Below are 16,797 nucleotides of genomic sequence, written 5' to 3'. Positions count from 1 at the left end.
TCAAAAATACTAGGAATTGCAGAGGAGATAGAACATATGAATAAACTTTATTTATATGTTGTTCATCTTTGTATTATTAATCTTTATGCTACCTAGCTTGAATACCGCACCACATCAACATATTCTTAATTTTCCACTTTATTTTTAATTAAGAATCAAAATACCTTTAAATGAAGTTGTATTATAGTTTATTAAATACTATAAATAAAAACAAAATGCTATTTAACCCTCCTCTGACTACTTATATGAGGGTTTTTCTCTAATGATACCTATGGTATTAACTCTACTTTAAAGGATCATTTTAAGAGAATTTGAGAAGCCATTTTTCTAGTTCACCATCAAAAATCTTGAAATTTATGTAAAAAAGAACCCGTTTTATATATAGTTTCTTTTTTCATTTCTTTAACTTAGTCTAATCTATATTGGCCAGTTAATTGTTCCTCAGCCATTCGAGCTAAGTGTAATTATTCTAATCATTAACACCTTTTTCCTTTAAATTCTTTAGACCCTATCCTTGTTTATATGAATAGCTTTCTTATTCGAAAATAGATTTTTAAAAATTCCTACCCCTACAATTAATACACCTATTCCAACTAATTTATTTATTTGTATTGGAACGCTCTCCATTCCAAACAATCCGAATGTATCAATACATAATGCAACAACTAATTGTGTAATAAGACTAATTAACACCGTATACGCTGGACCTAAACTCTTTATTGCACCCATTATACAAATAATTAATCCAATGCCAAACAATCCGCTTATATAAAACAAATAATTTGTAGTGTAAAAATTAATGCTAATACTTTTCTCTGTTATGATATAAAATAGACCAGAACTTATGAGACCTATTCCAAGAACACATGCAGTTGTTAACCACTGTCCTACACATTCATTGACCTTTGTGTTAAAAATAGATTGTAAGCTAATTAATACTCCAGCAAATATAGCTAAACTAAATCCAATCAAAATATTCCTCTCCCTTTCATTGCTCATATATATTATCTTTAGCAACTTCCTTCATTCTAGAAAAATCTTTAATTACGATAACTCCATTTTTCTTTTCAATTAATTTTTCTTTATTTAATTTTTGTAACACCCGAATTACGTGCCTATAACTTACTCCTATAAAATCAGCAATACTTGATATGGAAGTTGCATCTAAATCCTCTTTATACATATTTCCGTTACTATCTGTTGAAATTGATAGTAAATAACTAGCTACACGCACTTCTACTGGATAAAGTAAATTTAGAGCTGTAAAACGGGTCGATATTTTTAACGTGTTCGCAATGTTTTCAAGCAAGAAGTTCATAAATATAGGATCATGTAATAACTTGTTTCTAATAACCGTATTAGAAATGGAGATAGCTACAACATCTGAACAAGCTTCAACGACATTATGAGTCTTGCTTTTTTGTATCAATTCAAGATCACCAACAACTGCCAATGGATTGATAAAGCGAAGAATTAGTTTCTTTCCTTCTGGTGTAATCGAATAAACTTTTACTTTACCTTTCACTACAAAATATAAACGATCCATTTCGTCATCTATATTGCAAATAAACTTGCCTTTTTCAAAATGATTTATTTGAAAATAAGCTGTATCTATTTCTGAAAAAATCTCAAATATTTTATTAGTTTTCAAATAATGAATAATTAAATCTAATCTATTCTCCATTCTCATTTCCTCCTTCTATTCACATATTAAATATTACAATCCCTATAATCATTACTATTGTTCCCACAATATGATATCTCTCCATATGTATCTTTTTTATATGGAACAGTCCTTTTATTTCAATGAAAGTTGCTGTTAACAATTGAGCAACCATAAGTGTGCCAGCTGTCAATGTAACCCCCATTGAATATATCGCCATAGTTTCTGCACAAATAATGAATCCACCAAATGCACCGGCTACTAAATATATTTTTTTCACACCCTTTAAATCCGTTACTTTCTCTTCTTTCTTTAACAAAAATATAGTTACTGCAATAAGGAATCCAATTAAATGCGTTATAATACTCGTTGGCCATATGCCGATATGTGAACTAAGTTTCGCATTAAAGGTTCCTTGAAGTGTTATACATACACCAGCAAAAACAGCAAATACAATGCCTTTCAAAAAATCATCTCCTAATTTTTTATTTCTAACTTAATTAAAAGCTATGACCCTAAAAGGCAAAAGGACAAATGTCACATCACTATGAAAATAATTAGAAATGAACAAAAAACACATCTCAAAAATTTGAGATGTGTTTTTATATTTTTATTAATATATAATTTTTTACATATTATAACTACGCTACATTAACAGTCTTCTTCATAACAAACTTTGCAAATAAGAAACGCACAAGCGGCCCCATAATAATTAATTGTAATGGATAAGCCATAATGAAATTTTTAATAAAAATTGAAAAATAACTTGAAACAAATGATTCCCCTTGTAGTCCACCATGTAAATACATCATAGCCATTCCGTAAAATGACATAAAGAAAACCATTCCGATTACCATAGCTGTAGCCATCGCTACTATAATATTTATTTTCTTCGATTTATTAAACGGTATCGCGAATACAATTTTTTTCGCACAAGGTCCAACGATACATATCTCAATTAATAACGCAATCATAAATCCAATTAGTAGTTCTAATGCGATCTCCTTAATATGAATTGGCCCTCCTGCTCCGTTCAATAATAAATTGTAAAACGTCATTACGATAACCATCCCTAGGCACATCATCATACCGAATTGGAGGTTTTCCTTTCTTGTTGTTGGCAACTTTCATCATCCCTTCTCTTTGAGTCTTTGCCATTATATCGATATTGGAAACTCCTTCGTAAGTGAACATTTTGTGAACATTTCGAAAGCGTTTACGTATATTTCTTTCACTCTTCACTCTAATCTTCCCATTCTATAACTGTATGCTTATAAAGGTTTTATATATTTCAATGTTGAATTACTAAATTTAACATTGAAATATATTACTACTAGGAGGATAACTATGAATGAAGCAGAATTTTACGCATATCACATCGTTACAAAGAAAAAAATGAATATCGGACAAATCATTCATTTTGATAAAAATCAAACTAACACTTTATATCACTTCTTTTTTGAAAGAGAACACTTAAATGCTACTGGCGAAGATTCTATTCAAATTTTAAAAAGCAATTATATAAATAACGAACTACATATAAATAATGAAAATGCTCAAGTAGTTATGAAATATACGGATCAAACAATTAGAGCCGTTAGGGAAACGATTGTCGAAATGGTTAGGCTGCAAGAATACCCTGAATACCCTTCAAGGTTGTCTTGCTTATATGCTTCTAAAAGCTATGAAGATGCTTTGAAATGGAAAGCGTTATTTGATTCTTACAACCGAGATGTTTTACAGATTGTTAAGCTACTAGTGAGTGGAAATTCTTTTGAAAGCGATGGAAATCTTTTACCAAAAGAAGATGGTATTTCTTTCTCCAGAAAAATTGAACAGGCTAGAGACTATTGGAAAGGAAATAGCAAAAGCGAATTACCTGAGCTACTGATTAATGGGAAAATTCAGGTGGTGGAAATTATCGATGATTTTTCCAAAATTAAAATTTAATTCTTGGCTAAATATTAGAGAATGGAGATTACAATGATGAAAAAGGTGTACTTCAATCATGATGGTGGTGTAGATGATCTAATTTCACTATTTTTATTACTCCAGATGGGTAATGTCGAACTTACAGGTGTTTCAGTTATCCCTGCAGATTGTTATTTAGAACCCGCAATGTCTGCAAGTCGTAAAATTATTGATCGCTTCGGCAAAGGTAATATCGAAGTAGCAGCATCAAACTCTCGTGGAAAAAATCCATTTCCGAAAGACTGGCGAATGCATGCATTTTATGTAGATGCTTTACCCATTTTAAATGAGTATGGAAAAGTTGCAACACCTGCAGCAGCCAAACCTGCGCATCATCATTTAATAGAAACTCTTCTACAAACGGAAGGAAAAACAACTTTATTATTTACAGGGCCGCTAACTGACCTAGCCCGTGCATTATATGAGGCTCCTATAATCGAAGATAAAATTGAACGTCTCGTTTGGATGGGCGGTACATTTCGGACTGCAGGCAATGTACATGAGCCGGAACACGATGGAACGGCTGAGTGGAATTCGTTTTGGGACCCTGAAGCAGTAGCTCGTGTATGGGAGGCGAAGATTGAAATCGACTTAGTAACACTAGAAAGTACAAACCAAGTTCCGTTAACAATAGACATACGTGAACAGTGGGCAAAAGAGCGTAAATATATTGGTGTTGATTTCCTTGGTCAATGCTATGCGATGGTTCCTCCTCTCGTTCACTTTTCAACGAACTCTACTTACTATTTGTGGGATGTATTAACCGCTGCGTTTGTTGGGAAAGCTGACCTTGCACAGGTACAAACGATTAAAAGTATTGTTCATACATACGGACCTAGCCAAGGGCGTACAGTGGAAACTGATGATGGGCGACCTGTAAATGTCGTTTATAATGTAAACCACAATGGTTTTTTCAACTATATAACTAACTTAGCAAAGAAAGCTTCCACTTGAAATTCTATCAATACGAAAAATAAATAAAGTCGTATAGCTTCAGATGATGAGCCTGCAAAAAAATTCAAATTGGTTGCGGCTTAATATTTACTTATTAAAAAGAGTATTGAAGTAAACTTCAATACTCTTTTTGTACAGTTTAAGGCTATTTGATTAGAGTTGCGTTTTACTGGCTAACCATTTCATAACCATTTACAAAATACGTTATTGTTTCTAACTCATCTTCATTTAATTCTCTATCTAGCTCTTGTTTATACGCTGTCTTTATCTTCTCTTCATCGCCTTTATGAGCTTCTGTGTATGTTCCTACTGTTTTTAGCAATTGTATTTCTTGTAAAAATCCCTCCCGATCTATAGCCTCTCCATGAGAAAGAATATATGTCTCAGCATCAAATTTTTCTAGTTCATCTATTAATGTAACCATTCTTTTCGTCGTATAGTTCCACTTCGAAGAAAAAATATCTGCATATATACAGTCTCCTAAAAATAATATCTTTTCTTCTTTTATATACATAACAACAGAGTCATGTGAATGATCTCCGCCCACATGCTTTAGCACACATGTCTCTTCACCAAGATCTAATTCAAGTTGATTCTGGAATGTTAAAGTTGGGGGAATAATTTTAATATTTCTCGCTTTTTCATTAAACTCTTTTTTGATACAATCCGCACAAAATTCAATTTCAGTACCCTCTTTTACACGTGTGTCCAACGCTTCATCTGTCCATTCATAAGAAACAAGTTTACTCATCTCTTTTTTCGTTTCAGAATGTGCAATAGACAATGCCTCTTGTAGTACAGGTAATCCAAAAATATGATCCCAGTGCCAATGCGTTAGTGCTACAAAATCAGGACTTGATACATTCTGTTCTTTTAACATTTCTAGAAATAATTGTGCATGTTCTTCTGAATTCCCCGCATCAATCATTAACGTTTTTTCTTTTCCAACTACCATCCCTAATATAGGTCTATCTGTTTCAGAAACAGGTGTCATATACCAAAATGAGTTTCCTATTTTTTTAATTTGCTGCATAATCAATTCCCCTTTTCATATTCCCACTTAAATTTAATATATAAATTATAACGAATTGCTAGTTTTTTCTCTATACTCAAACACAATTACTTGGACTAATCCAACTTAACTTTTCGTAAGCTAAAAATAAGGGAATACAATCGGAGTGTGATACTATGGAGCGTTTATGGATTCCAATGATTGTAACATTTTTTTCGTTCGGTGGATTACTATTAGGAGGTGTTGTTGGAGTTGCAACACGCCAGCTAATTGAAGAAAAGATGCATCGTTTATACGCATTATGTGGTGGTATTTTGCTTGGCCTTTTATCCCTTGAAATTATTCCTGAAACATTTTCAGGCTATGAAATAACTGGTCCTATACTTGGTATAGCTATCGGTATTTTAGTTATGAGCTTATTAGATAACTATTGTCACCATCCAATGATACATAAAAAGGATCAACAAGCATGGCAAACATTCCTGTTTCTCTCTTTCGCTATATTTATTCATAATATACCGAGTGGATTTGCGTTAGGCACAGCTTTTATTAATCATGCTAACTCAGCCATTCCCTTTTTAATAGCAATCGTCGTTCACCATATTCCAGAAGGATTAGCTTTAATTATCCCCTTTCTCTTTACAAAACATAAATATGTTTCATTTCTATTAACAACTTTATTACTTTCTCTTATTCTCGGTACCGGTACGGTGTTTGGCATTTTAATGGAAGGAAAAGCTCTTCATTTACAAGGTCTCATTATGGGCAGCGCTATCGGTTCACTTGGTTATGTCACAATTCATGAAATGCTTTGGAAAGCTAAGAAACAGCTCTCTTTCCTTACATTTCTCATGTGGGCAACTAGTGGTTTTTTACTAATAACAGTGTTTACTTTATTCGCTGGTCATCATTAAAGCTAAAAAATTTATTATTTGTATATTTTTCCTTTTTCTTCAAAACATATTGTTATCTACCTATTATGAGGAGGAACAATTATGTTTGGGAAAACAGCTGGTGAAGCATTAGTTGATTTATTAATTGACTGGGGAGTAGAACATATATACGGTATGCCTGGAGATTCTATCAATTCTATCATTGAAGCTTTAAGAAAAAAACAAGATAAAATTAAATTCATTCAAGTTCGCCACGAAGAAGCTGGCGCATTAGCAGCGGCCGCTTATGCGAAATTAACAGGGAAACTCGGTGTTTGTATGGCAATCGCAGGACCTGGAGCTATTCATTTATTAAACGGTTTATATGATGCGAAACTCGATAAGGCTCCTGTGCTAGCAATTTCAGGACAGGTAGAAACCGATTTACTCGGAACGGATTTTTTCCAAGAAGTAAACTTAGAAAGATTGTTTGATGATGTTGCAGTGTATAACCAGCGCATTATGTCAGCGGAGCAACTACCTGCTGTAGTGAATCAAGCGATTCGTATGGCCTATACGAAAAAAGGTGTATCTGTTCTCACTATTCCGGATGACGTTCCGAAATTCGAAGTAAAAAATGGGGCTCGTGTTACAAACACTTCTTTTACATTGCCTGAGCTATTTCCGCAAAAAGAAGATTTAGATGCAGCGAAACTCGCAATAAATGAAGCGACAAAACCTGTTATTTTAGCAGGTAAAGGCGCAAAACATGCAAGAGAATCTTTACTTGCATTCGCAGAACATATCGGCGCTCCAATCGTACTTACATTGCCAGCTAAAGGAATTGTTCCTGATGAACACCCACTTTGCATCGGTGGATTAGGATTAATTGGAACGAAACCATCTTATGAAGCAATGAAACACGCGGATACTTTAATTATGGTGGGTACTTCTTATCCGTTCACTGGTTTCTTACCTGAAAAGGCAAAAACAATTCATATCGATACAGATCCTGCCCAAATCGGGAAGCGTTATGTGACAGATATCGGCTTAGCCGGTGATGCTGATAAAACATTAAAATGGTTAATTGAAAATGTAGAAAAACACGAGGACCATTCCTTCTTAGAGCATCATCAAGAAATGATGAAAAAGTGGGAAGAAAAATTACACGGTCAGGAAGAAGATTCCTCTACTCCAATTAAACCACAACGCGTTATGCATGCATTGCAGCAAGTAGCAGAAGATGACGCCATTCTTTCAGTTGATGTCGGAAATGTAACGGTCTGGACAGCAAGGCACTTCCGTATGACGAACCAGCAATTTATCATTTCAAGCTGGCTCGCAACACTTGGCTGCGGTTTACCTGGTGCACTTGCTGGAAAAATTGCGTTCCCGAATAAACAAGTATTTGCAGTTTGTGGTGACGGCGGATTTGGAATGACTATGAACGATTTTGTAACAGCTGTAAAATATAAACTACCAATCGTTGTCGTCGTATTGAACAATAATAAAATTGCCATGATTAAATTCGAACAAGAAGTTATGGGTAATATCGAATTCGGCACCGATTTAACGAATCCAGATTTCGCAAAATATGCAGATGCGTGCGGCGGTATTGGCTACCGTATTGAGAAATTAGATGAACTACTACCTGCTTTCGAAAGTGCAGTAAAACAAAACAGGCCGTGTATTATTGATGTAGTTGTAGATGTAAACGAAGCACCAATGCCAGCAAAAATCACATTTGGTCAAGCAGCTGGTTATACGAAACATATGATAAAAGAATTATTTGAAGAAGGTAAAATTGATTTACCTCCACTTTAAACGAAAAAAGATAGCTGAAAACGATTTGTCTTCAGCTATCTTTTTTTATTTTTGTACCTCTCTATAGAATGAAAAATCTTTCATAGTCGGTTGTATTTGTTTCTCTACTTTCCCTTTTTTCTTTTCCCCCTTCGGCCTTCTCACATTTCCTAATTTAATCGCATCTTGCATACTATTACTAATCAAATTTCCAGATAAGATTGTCATACTATAAAAAAGAATTGGTATGACCACGATCCAAGTATGAGTAGTTAAATGGCGGAAGTTTTGACCAATTAATCCTGTCCATTCTTTTGTTACACTATCTGCCTCTGTACCAAAGATTATTGTTCCACCGAAAAACAGTTCTAACAAACCAAGATGTAAGAGAAGTAATAGGGTGCTTACAAATTGCTGGGCTACTAATAAAAGAAATGATGGTAATATATGTGGCCATACATGGCGTTTCAACCGCTGCCACTTACTCCCTCCGAGCACAGTAGCAGCCAACATAAATTCTTCATTCTTAATACGCTTTACTTCTTGCGCCGTATACAACATAACAGTTGGTACAGCAAGGCACGCAAGAACTATAATTTGAAACGTAACCCGTAAATGAAACGGAGCAGCCTCCTCTCCATTTTCAAACATTAAAACTTCATTTAACATAAAATAGGAAATCATAATCATCGGTACAATACTAAACGGATCAAAAAAAGATGAGATAACTGAAAATGAGCGTTTACTGTACATACCAAGCAATAAACCAATAGTTCCGCCAATTACTACACGTAAAATTGCGATAACGATACTAGCACCAACTGTCCATTTCGCTCCTTCTATTATTAACTGAAAAAGGTCGCGTCCTTTCTCATCGCTTCCAAACCAAAATTTACTCGATGGTGAAAACGGAGCAGCCTCTAATTCTCCTTTTTCGTTATACATCATCGTTAATTCACGAATATTTCCGTCAAAAAACACCGTATTTCCAATACTAACAATCATTAATACACTCAAAAAAGTAACACCTAGCCAAAATCTCACATCTCTTTTTACAACTTGCCACATGTTACACACGCTCCTTTATAACATTTTTTAAAAGCGTATGTAATAAACGAAATAGTATAAAAAGCGGTACGTATAATATAACTAAACTCACTGTAAATATTTCTAATTTGGAATTTTCTTTTACAAAAACAAACATGCCGTACGTATTAAATAGCCATTCAATAATATATAAATTTGATAACATAAATAAAATATTTGTTTTTGCATAATAGACTGTTGTTAACAAGACATTTCTTGAAATATGGTGCGTCAAAATATGTCTTAAACTCAGTCCTTTACTCTTTGCAAATATGCTATAATCTTTCTCTAATTCTTCTCTAAAACGTAATAATAGTAGCTTCATAAATAATAACGTTGTAGGTATAGCAAGACATATTATTGGTAACATACGAGCTCTATCCTCACCAAATCCCGCATGTTTCACTGGCATAAATCCTGTTTTTTGAAAGATAATTACTACTAGAAGTTGAGATAATAAAATTAATAAAATGTCCGGGATACTTTCCAGTGCGACGAAAACTCCATTCCATATACGTTGCTTTGATTGAGAGCGCTGCAATACCCACACAACGATAACATACGCAATGAGTAAAGAAAGTATAAATGCCGAAATAAATACAAACATTGTCTCTACATAATGAATCCATATTTGTGGAAATAACTTTCTTGAGTTCCGAAATCCGTAAGTAATTTCACCTGGTTGTAGTAACTTCTCCCCAAGAAACAGAACTGTGTCCCAAAAACCGATTAAATCAATTTGCAGTCCTTTAAATAAACGCGGAAGTGCTCCTAAAAAAAGGATACAAATAAGTGCCGCAAATAATTGTAAACATGTAACTCCACACCACTTACCAATTCGAATGAACATAACCATTATTCTTTCTATTTAAATGAATATTCAGAAATAAAATATATGTATAGTACCTATACCTGTTAACAAATTAACTCCTCTTTCTAAAAAACATAGCAATTCCCGTCATTTTTTGGAAGTTGTATTATATCTTTCGACCATTATCCAACATTTTCCTTCCTAATCAATTCCATACTATAAAAAAGCACTTATTTTTAAACTAAGTGCTTTTTGTATTTAATTCTATTTTACGAATGTATCACACATCCACTCATAAAACTTTTCTTTTTCTTCAAATTGAGGGTAATGTGCTGAGTTTTCAAAAGCTATAAATTCCTTTTGATCCGCTTCAATCAAATCAAAATATTTTTTAGCTGCATGAAATGAAGTATTATAGTCATATTTACCCATAAGAAAATAAAATGGTAGCTTTAGCTTAGTTACTTTAGTAGGTAATGGATTCTTTAAATCTTTTTCTAATAAGACCGTTTGGGAATGTGATAATCCAACGTTATAACGAATTACGTCTAACAAGTTATATTCATTACTAAGTAACATCTGAATGTTATCACCATCTGGATTTTCAATGAGTCTTGATGTTCCACCATATTTTGCAACATAATCTCTCGGAGTGTATGTATCGCCGTTTTTAATTTTTTCGGTTAACTCTTTTAAATATGAAACCTCCTCCGTATTTCCCCCATTTTGCGCCTGTTCAATAACGTATTTTAAACTATCCATCTCACTTTCTACTGTGTCACTCATCTGCCCTATACCAACATATGCTTCATATTTTTCAGGAGCTTTATAGGCAGCTTGCATTCCAATATATGTACCGTAAGAATGCCCAATCAATATTACTTTTTCTTTACCGAGACGTTTTGAAACATAATCTGTCATAGCTAATAAATCTTCTACAAGTAGGTCTGATGATAATTTCGAATAGTCTTCAAAAAAATGATACGATTTCCCGCTTGCCCTTTGATCATAATTAACAACTGTGAATTTCTCTTCCAATAAGTATTGATATTTTTGAGCATATGGTATTTCCGAAGAACCTGGTCCACCATGAACAAAGATAATTACTGGATTCCTCTTATCTTTGCCACGTATCATAATCTCATGACCACTTCCATTTATCTCTACTTGTACTAATGTACTTATACTGTTATTACTCTTTATTTGCGAAGTCCATGTAGGAAATATTAGTGCTATGGTTAGTAATAGTATAGTAATGACTCCAATAAGTTTTATTGATTTTTTTATCTTTTTCATAATACGCTTCCTTTCTGTTAAATTTATAAAATATCAATTTATTTCTGCAAAACTACCTCAAGAAAATAAAAGTACAAAACAAGTACACTTTCCAATTTCATCTCAATGTTTTTGTACATTATTAATGTCCCATACACATCTTAATTTTCCGCTATATAAACCCTTAATATTTTCTTAATTTTCAATATTTTATTATTATGAAGATTTGATAACATCTTGCATACACGTATTTATGTATCACAAACATAGAAAAAAGCCCTTTTTTTCAAAACAAGGACTTTTTTCATAAACTATTTCGCTACCTCTTCTTTCGGCATTACCATACCTTTATACAATTGAACAGTTATCCAGTAATAGATAAAATAAATGACTAAGAATATTCCTATCGGCACCCACACTTTTACAAACGGGTCAACTAAAATAAAGCTGAATAAGTTAAGCCCTACTAAAACGTGGGAAATTCCAATGATCGCTGGGAAGATAAATAAATATGAAATTTCTTTATAAATACTTTTTGTCAGCATACTACGTCTAACGCCTATTTTTCGTAACATTTCATAACGTCGTACATCACGAGAAGCACCCGTTAATATTTTGAACATAAGGGAACTTGCCATCATTGCTAGAAAGGCAATTCCGAGGAAAAACCCCATAAACATTGTTCCACTCATGAGACTGTTCGTTAACTGATAAATTGTCATTTTCGTAAATAAATCTACCTTTGCACCTGTTGCTTTTTCAATTTGTTCTTTTTGTCTCTTGTCTATTTCGATCAACAACGGTTTATATTTTTTCATATCATCTACTTTTGCTAATGTTACAGTATGTTCTGTTCCTTGAATTCCTTTATAATGCTCTTCATCAGCAATTCTTACAGGCTTTCCGCTAAATTGATTATGTGTAATTTGTATTTCTCTTACAACCGCATCTTCCCAATCTTTTGGCATACGAGGAAGTTTATTCACTGCTTCGGGAGCTTCCAAAGCAGAATATACAGGTTCAGTTAAAGGTTCAGCCACCCGTTTACGCGCAGGCTCTTTTAAAGTTTCCATATTAAAGCGGTCGGAAATAAGTGGCGGTTTCGCAGTTAAATCGTCACGTAAGTAATACACCGCTTCTCCATCTACTTTATACTTATACTTGCTTTCTTCAACTATTTCCATTTCCTTTAATGCTGCTGTATCTTGATCATTTGGATCATGAATTACGACATCATATACACGTGAGAAATCTGTCATAATGCCTACATTTTTTTGAAATGCCATACCTGCTGTCATTGCCCCTGCACCTAATGCAATTAACATCGCTACAGTTCCTAATACTCTCGATAAACTATTTACTCGAAAGCGTAACTGTGCATATGTAAAACTATTTAAGCCCATTTCATTTCGTTTTTTATTTCCCTTAATTTTCATCACAAAAAATGGGAGCAATGAACTAAAAATAAAGTACGTTCCAAGTGTTGTAACAATCGTCGCTATTATAAAACCAAGTTCAGCATATGTTCTTATATTTACCATAAAATAATACCCTGTACTTACTAGTAATACACCCAGTACTGTCATTATAATAATGCGAGTTTTACTTTTCTTTACTTCATCTAGTGTTTCATCTTCACGAATTAACTCTAGTTCTGTTTTACGTAACAATCGAATGCTATTCATTATACCCGTAATGAAAAATAGTATTAAGAAGAAAATAGATGTAACTAAAATAGCTGGTGTGTATACAGATGCGTAACTACCTTTTGCTGAAATTTCCATGCCATTCATTAAAAAATTTCCTGCTACACTTGCAAGTAACATTCCTACTAAAATACCGATAATAATACTGACAATACCCATACCGAATGTTTCAATAAATAATAACTGTGCTACTTTTTTCTTTTTCGCTCCAAGCATCATATACATACCAAGTTCTTTTCTTCTTAATGTAAGTAAAAAAGAATTGGCATATATAATATAAAATACAGTTATGAAAGAAAGTAATATTGCACCTACCCAGAAGACGAGTCTAATACTACTAATGAGACTATTACCTTTTGTAAATTCACTGTTCATCGCCATCGTTTGGAACATATAGAAAATACTAATACTAATAACGAGACCAATCAGTAAAACCATATAATCCTTTAACATCTTTTTCATACTATGACGTGATAATTTAAATAACATTGTTTCGCCCCCTACTTAGACTCAGCAGCTGAGCCCATATGAGCGAGCACACCTAAAATGTCTTGATAGAAATTCTCTCGAGTACCTTGACGATTTAATTCTTTATAAAGAAGACCATCTTGAATGAATAAAATACGCTCACAGTAACTTGCACTAAACGCATCATGTGTAACCATCAAAATACTTACATTGTGATTTTCATGTAAATCTTGCATTGCTTCTAATAAACTTTTTGCATTTTTACTATCAAGTGCTCCTGTTGGTTCATCTGCTAATACGATTGCCGGATTATGTACTAAAGCTCGTGCTGCCGCTGTTCTTTGTTTTTGCCCACCAGAAACAGCAGTCGGATATTTTGTTAAAATTTCAGTAATTCCTAATTTCTTCGCAACCTCATTTACTTTTCCTGTAATCTCACTTGACGGTACACCTTGCAAAGAAAGAGGCAAAGCAATATTTTCATAAATTGATAAGTTTTCTAGTAAGTTAAAATCTTGAAAAATGAATCCTAATTTTTGAGAACGAAAATCTGATAATGCATTCCCCTTCATAGAAGTAATATTTGTACCAGCTATCGTCACACTACCACCTGTCGCTTGATCCAGTGTACTAATCACATTAAGTAAAGTCGTTTTTCCAGATCCAGAAGGACCCATGATCCCTACAAACTCTCCTTCTTTAATATGTAATGAAACACCCCTTAACGCTTTTGACTGATTCTCATTTCTTTTCCCGTACGTTTTTTCTACACTTTCTACAGTAACTACATTTGTTGACATTTCTTTCACTCCATCCCTTTTGTATAGAATTAATTTCTCACATATTTCTTATCATTTTGTCCTGTAAATCCTTAAGAATTTTTTGATTTTTCAAACACAAAAGATACACAAGTAACATGAACTTTTCCCTACTTCATATTCTCACTTTTCAAAAACTCGTTCCTTCGATTTCTCTTACATTTACCTTACATTTTTGTAAGGTAAACAAGAAAACACACCAATTTCTAATGGTGTGTTTTCTTTTTAATCAATATTTTCTATTCTTTATTTCCTCTTCCATACTTGCCGCAAATACATCTAGCGCAACAACCTCTGACTTTTCTTCCCCATATTTACGTACATTTACAGATCCGTTTTCCATTTCCTTATCCCCAATAACAAGAACATAAGGAATTTTTTGCATTTGTGCTTCTCTTATTTTATATCCTAACTTTTCATCTCGCACATCTCGTTCAATACGAACTCCAGCTTGTGCTAATTTATCCGCAACCTCATTTGCATATTGTACATGAACTGCATTTGAAACTGGAATTACTTTCACTTGAACTGGTGCTACCCATGCCGGGAACGCGCCTCCAAAGTGTTCAATTAATATTGCTAAAAAGCGGTCTAACGAACCTAAAACTGCTCGGTGAATAACAACTGGTCTTTTCTTTTCATTCTTCTCATCTATATAATTTAAATCGAATTTCTCTGGCATTTGGAAATCAAGCTGAATTGTTCCGCACTGGTGACTTCTATTTAAAGCATCTTTAATATGGAAATCAATCTTCGGTCCATAAAATGCGCCGTCACCTTCATTTAGTCTATATTTATAATTCAATGACTGTAATACATTTTCTAATGCGGCTTCTGCTTGCTCCCACAATTTATCGTCACCCATTGAATCTTCTGGACGAGTAGACAGCTCCACTTCATATTCGAATCCAAAAGTTTTATATACGTAATCAATTTGCCCCATTACGGATTTAATTTCATCCTCAATTTGTTCTGGTGTTACAAATAAATGAGCATCATCTTGGCAGAAAGTACGTACTCTTAATAATCCGTTTAACGCTCCGCTAAATTCATGGCGATGCACTTGACCGAACTCACACATGCGAATTGGTAATTCACGATAAGAATGCAATTTATTTTTGAACATAAGCATGTGTCCTGGACAGTTCATTGGCTTTAATGCAAAACTTTTGTTGTCTACTTCTGAGAAATACATATTATCTTTATAATGGCCCCAGTGCCCTGATCTCTCCCATACTTCTTGGTTCATCATAAACGGAGTGCGTACTTCTTGATAATTGTATTCTTTTTGAATTTCTCTTAAAAATGCTTCTAATTCATTCCGAATAATTTGGCCTTTCGGTAAATAAAATGGCATTCCCGGAGCCTCTTCAGAAAACATAAATAACTCAAGTTCATTACCTAACTTACGGTGGTTTCTTTTTGCTGCTTCTTCAACAAAATGTAAATACTCTTCTAACTCTTTTTGAGAAGAGAATGCAACACCATATATACGCTGAAGCACTTGGTTATTACTATCACCTCGCCAATATGCACCGGAAACGTGAGTTAATTGAAATGCTTTCAAATAACCTGTAGATGGTACATGTGGCCCCCTACATAAATCTACAAATTCACCTTGTTTATATAGTGTTACACTTTCCCCACTAGGAATTGCTTCTAAAAGTTCTAATTTCAAGCGATCGTTCATTTCTTGAAACAGTTTTGTTGCTTCTTCTCGAGAAACCTCAACTCGTTCTATACTTATATTTTCTTTTATAATATTTCTCATTTCTTTCTCGATTTTTGGTAAATCTTCTACGTTTACACTACTTGGAAGATCCATATCATAATAAAATCCATTTTCAATAACAGGCCCTACCCCAAGATTTATATCACCATATAATCTTTTTACAGCTTGCGCTAAAATATGTGCCGCAGAGTGTCTTGCAATTTCTACTCCATCATTTGAATCTATAGTAATGATTTCTACTTCCGCATTTTCTTCAATATTTCGGCGTAAATCATATAACTGATCATTTACTTTCCCAGCGACTGCTTTCCTTTTCAAGCTACTACTAATTGATCCAGCAATTTCTTCTAAAGTAATTCCTTTTACAAATTCTTTAACACTACCATCTGGAAATTTAATTTCAATCATCTGTTCTTTCATTTTTCATCTCTCCATTTCATAATAAAAAGCACACTCATCCCTAAAATAGGGACGAGCGTGCTTTTACCCGTGGTTCCACCCAGATTCCCATTGTAAACATACAATGGCTTCTTTTACGGTAACGTCGTTTACACGGCACTAGATACTTCATTTCCCCAGTGCAGCTCTAAGGTGGTAAGTTATTTTTCTGCGTTAGGAAGTTCTCA

15 protein-coding genes are annotated in these 16,797 nt (G+C 33.7%); 4 read left to right on the top strand and 11 right to left on the bottom strand.

The genetic code is table 11. The annotated features are described in order from the left end of the window. Positions 1-501 precede the first annotated feature (501 nt). The 4 genes from JDS98_RS26065 to JDS98_RS26050 form a co-directional block, all read right to left on the bottom strand. Entirely contained in the window at positions 502-972 is a 471-nt protein-coding gene (locus JDS98_RS26065; RefSeq protein ID WP_000578999.1) for a DMT family transporter, read from the bottom strand. Positions 973-988: 16 nt separating this feature from the next. Next, on the bottom strand, positions 989-1,684 hold the full coding sequence (locus JDS98_RS26060) for a Crp/Fnr family transcriptional regulator (RefSeq protein WP_140158647.1): 696 nt from the start codon (positions 1,682-1,684) through the stop codon (positions 989-991). Between the two features lie 19 nt (positions 1,685-1,703). Next, positions 1,704-2,129, bottom strand: coding sequence for a DMT family transporter (locus JDS98_RS26055; RefSeq protein WP_087971224.1), 426 nt, complete (start codon positions 2,127-2,129; stop codon positions 1,704-1,706). Between the two features lie 175 nt (positions 2,130-2,304). Next, on the bottom strand, positions 2,305-2,787 hold the full coding sequence (locus JDS98_RS26050) for a DUF2798 domain-containing protein (RefSeq protein WP_001143399.1): 483 nt from the start codon (positions 2,785-2,787) through the stop codon (positions 2,305-2,307). A 223-nt stretch (positions 2,788-3,010) separates the two neighbouring features. On the opposite strand from JDS98_RS26050, the gene JDS98_RS26045 reads away from it, so the two are divergent. Together JDS98_RS26045 and JDS98_RS26040 are read left to right on the top strand one after the other, a co-directional pair. Further along, the gene (locus tag JDS98_RS26045) at positions 3,011-3,613 is read left to right on the top strand and encodes a DUF2441 domain-containing protein (RefSeq protein WP_001001039.1); all 603 of its coding nucleotides are present in this window, start codon (positions 3,011-3,013) and stop codon (positions 3,611-3,613) included. Between the two features lie 33 nt (positions 3,614-3,646). Beyond that, the gene (locus JDS98_RS26040) at positions 3,647-4,588 is read left to right on the top strand and encodes a nucleoside hydrolase (protein ID WP_140154127.1); all 942 of its coding nucleotides are present in this window, start codon (positions 3,647-3,649) and stop codon (positions 4,586-4,588) included. A 166-nt stretch (positions 4,589-4,754) separates the two neighbouring features. Here the strand turns inward: JDS98_RS26040 and JDS98_RS26035 are convergent, their stop codons facing one another. Further along, the gene (locus JDS98_RS26035; protein ID WP_098911235.1) at positions 4,755-5,621 is read right to left on the bottom strand and encodes an MBL fold metallo-hydrolase; all 867 of its coding nucleotides are present in this window, start codon (positions 5,619-5,621) and stop codon (positions 4,755-4,757) included. A 155-nt stretch (positions 5,622-5,776) separates the two neighbouring features. On the opposite strand from JDS98_RS26035, the gene JDS98_RS26030 reads away from it, so the two are divergent. Beyond that, entirely contained in the window at positions 5,777-6,514 is a 738-nt protein-coding gene (locus JDS98_RS26030) for a ZIP family metal transporter (RefSeq protein WP_098911236.1), read from the top strand. Positions 6,515-6,595: 81 nt separating this feature from the next. Further along, positions 6,596-8,296: a pyruvate oxidase gene (locus JDS98_RS26025; RefSeq protein ID WP_098911237.1), complete on the top strand. Its 1,701-nt coding sequence runs from the start codon at positions 6,596-6,598 to the stop codon at positions 8,294-8,296. 45 nt (positions 8,297-8,341) lie between these two features. Here the strand turns inward: JDS98_RS26025 and JDS98_RS26020 are convergent, their stop codons facing one another. From JDS98_RS26020 to thrS, 6 genes are all read right to left on the bottom strand, one after another. Next, entirely contained in the window at positions 8,342-9,343 is a 1,002-nt protein-coding gene (locus JDS98_RS26020; RefSeq protein ID WP_098911238.1) for an ABC transporter permease, read from the bottom strand. A gap of 1 nt (position 9,344) precedes the next feature. Beyond that, complete coding sequence (locus JDS98_RS26015) at positions 9,345-10,211, bottom strand: ABC transporter permease subunit (RefSeq protein ID WP_142345833.1); 867 nt, start codon at positions 10,209-10,211, stop codon at positions 9,345-9,347. 225 nt (positions 10,212-10,436) lie between these two features. Beyond that, the gene (locus JDS98_RS26010; protein WP_087971230.1) at positions 10,437-11,468 is read right to left on the bottom strand and encodes an alpha/beta hydrolase; all 1,032 of its coding nucleotides are present in this window, start codon (positions 11,466-11,468) and stop codon (positions 10,437-10,439) included. A gap of 290 nt (positions 11,469-11,758) precedes the next feature. Further along, positions 11,759-13,642, bottom strand: a complete 1,884-nt coding sequence (locus tag JDS98_RS26005) for an FtsX-like permease family protein (protein WP_199634485.1) — start codon at positions 13,640-13,642, stop codon at positions 11,759-11,761. Positions 13,643-13,653: 11 nt separating this feature from the next. Continuing rightward, positions 13,654-14,421, bottom strand: coding sequence for an ABC transporter ATP-binding protein (locus JDS98_RS26000; protein WP_000106414.1), 768 nt, complete (start codon positions 14,419-14,421; stop codon positions 13,654-13,656). A 247-nt stretch (positions 14,422-14,668) separates the two neighbouring features. Continuing rightward, positions 14,669-16,591, bottom strand: a complete 1,923-nt coding sequence (gene thrS, locus JDS98_RS25995; protein ID WP_098911240.1) for a threonine--tRNA ligase — start codon at positions 16,589-16,591, stop codon at positions 14,669-14,671. Positions 16,592-16,797: the final 206 nt, after the last annotated feature.

Source organism: Bacillus cereus group sp. N11 (assembly GCF_016483605.1).
In the GTDB taxonomy this organism is placed as follows: Bacteria; Bacillota; Bacilli; order Bacillales; family Bacillaceae_G; genus Bacillus_A; species Bacillus_A toyonensis.
This window is presented reverse-complemented; position numbering and strand designations above follow the sequence as displayed.

Bases quoted from the DNA above. Each gene is read 5' to 3' on its own strand.
- JDS98_RS26030 (WP_098911236.1), top strand. From the start codon at position 5,777: ATGGAGCGTTTATGGATTCCAATGATTGTAACATTTTTTTCGTTCGGT.
- JDS98_RS26045 (WP_001001039.1), top strand. From the start codon at position 3,011: ATGAATGAAGCAGAATTTTACGCATATCACATCGTTACAAAGAAAAAA.
- JDS98_RS26020 (WP_098911238.1), bottom strand. From the start codon at position 9,343: ATGTGGCAAGTTGTAAAAAGAGATGTGAGATTTTGGCTAGGTGTTACT.
- JDS98_RS26040 (WP_140154127.1), top strand. From the start codon at position 3,647: ATGATGAAAAAGGTGTACTTCAATCATGATGGTGGTGTAGATGATCTA.
- JDS98_RS26010 (WP_087971230.1), bottom strand. From the start codon at position 11,468: ATGAAAAAGATAAAAAAATCAATAAAACTTATTGGAGTCATTACTATA.
- JDS98_RS26060 (WP_140158647.1), bottom strand. From the start codon at position 1,684: ATGGAGAATAGATTAGATTTAATTATTCATTATTTGAAAACTAATAAA.
- JDS98_RS26035 (WP_098911235.1), bottom strand. From the start codon at position 5,621: ATGCAGCAAATTAAAAAAATAGGAAACTCATTTTGGTATATGACACCT.
- JDS98_RS26025 (WP_098911237.1), top strand. From the start codon at position 6,596: ATGTTTGGGAAAACAGCTGGTGAAGCATTAGTTGATTTATTAATTGAC.
- JDS98_RS26005 (WP_199634485.1), bottom strand. From the start codon at position 13,642: ATGTTATTTAAATTATCACGTCATAGTATGAAAAAGATGTTAAAGGAT.
- thrS (WP_098911240.1), bottom strand. From the start codon at position 16,591: ATGAAAGAACAGATGATTGAAATTAAATTTCCAGATGGTAGTGTTAAA.
- JDS98_RS26000 (WP_000106414.1), bottom strand. From the start codon at position 14,421: ATGTCAACAAATGTAGTTACTGTAGAAAGTGTAGAAAAAACGTACGGG.
- JDS98_RS26015 (WP_142345833.1), bottom strand. From the start codon at position 10,211: ATGTTCATTCGAATTGGTAAGTGGTGTGGAGTTACATGTTTACAATTA.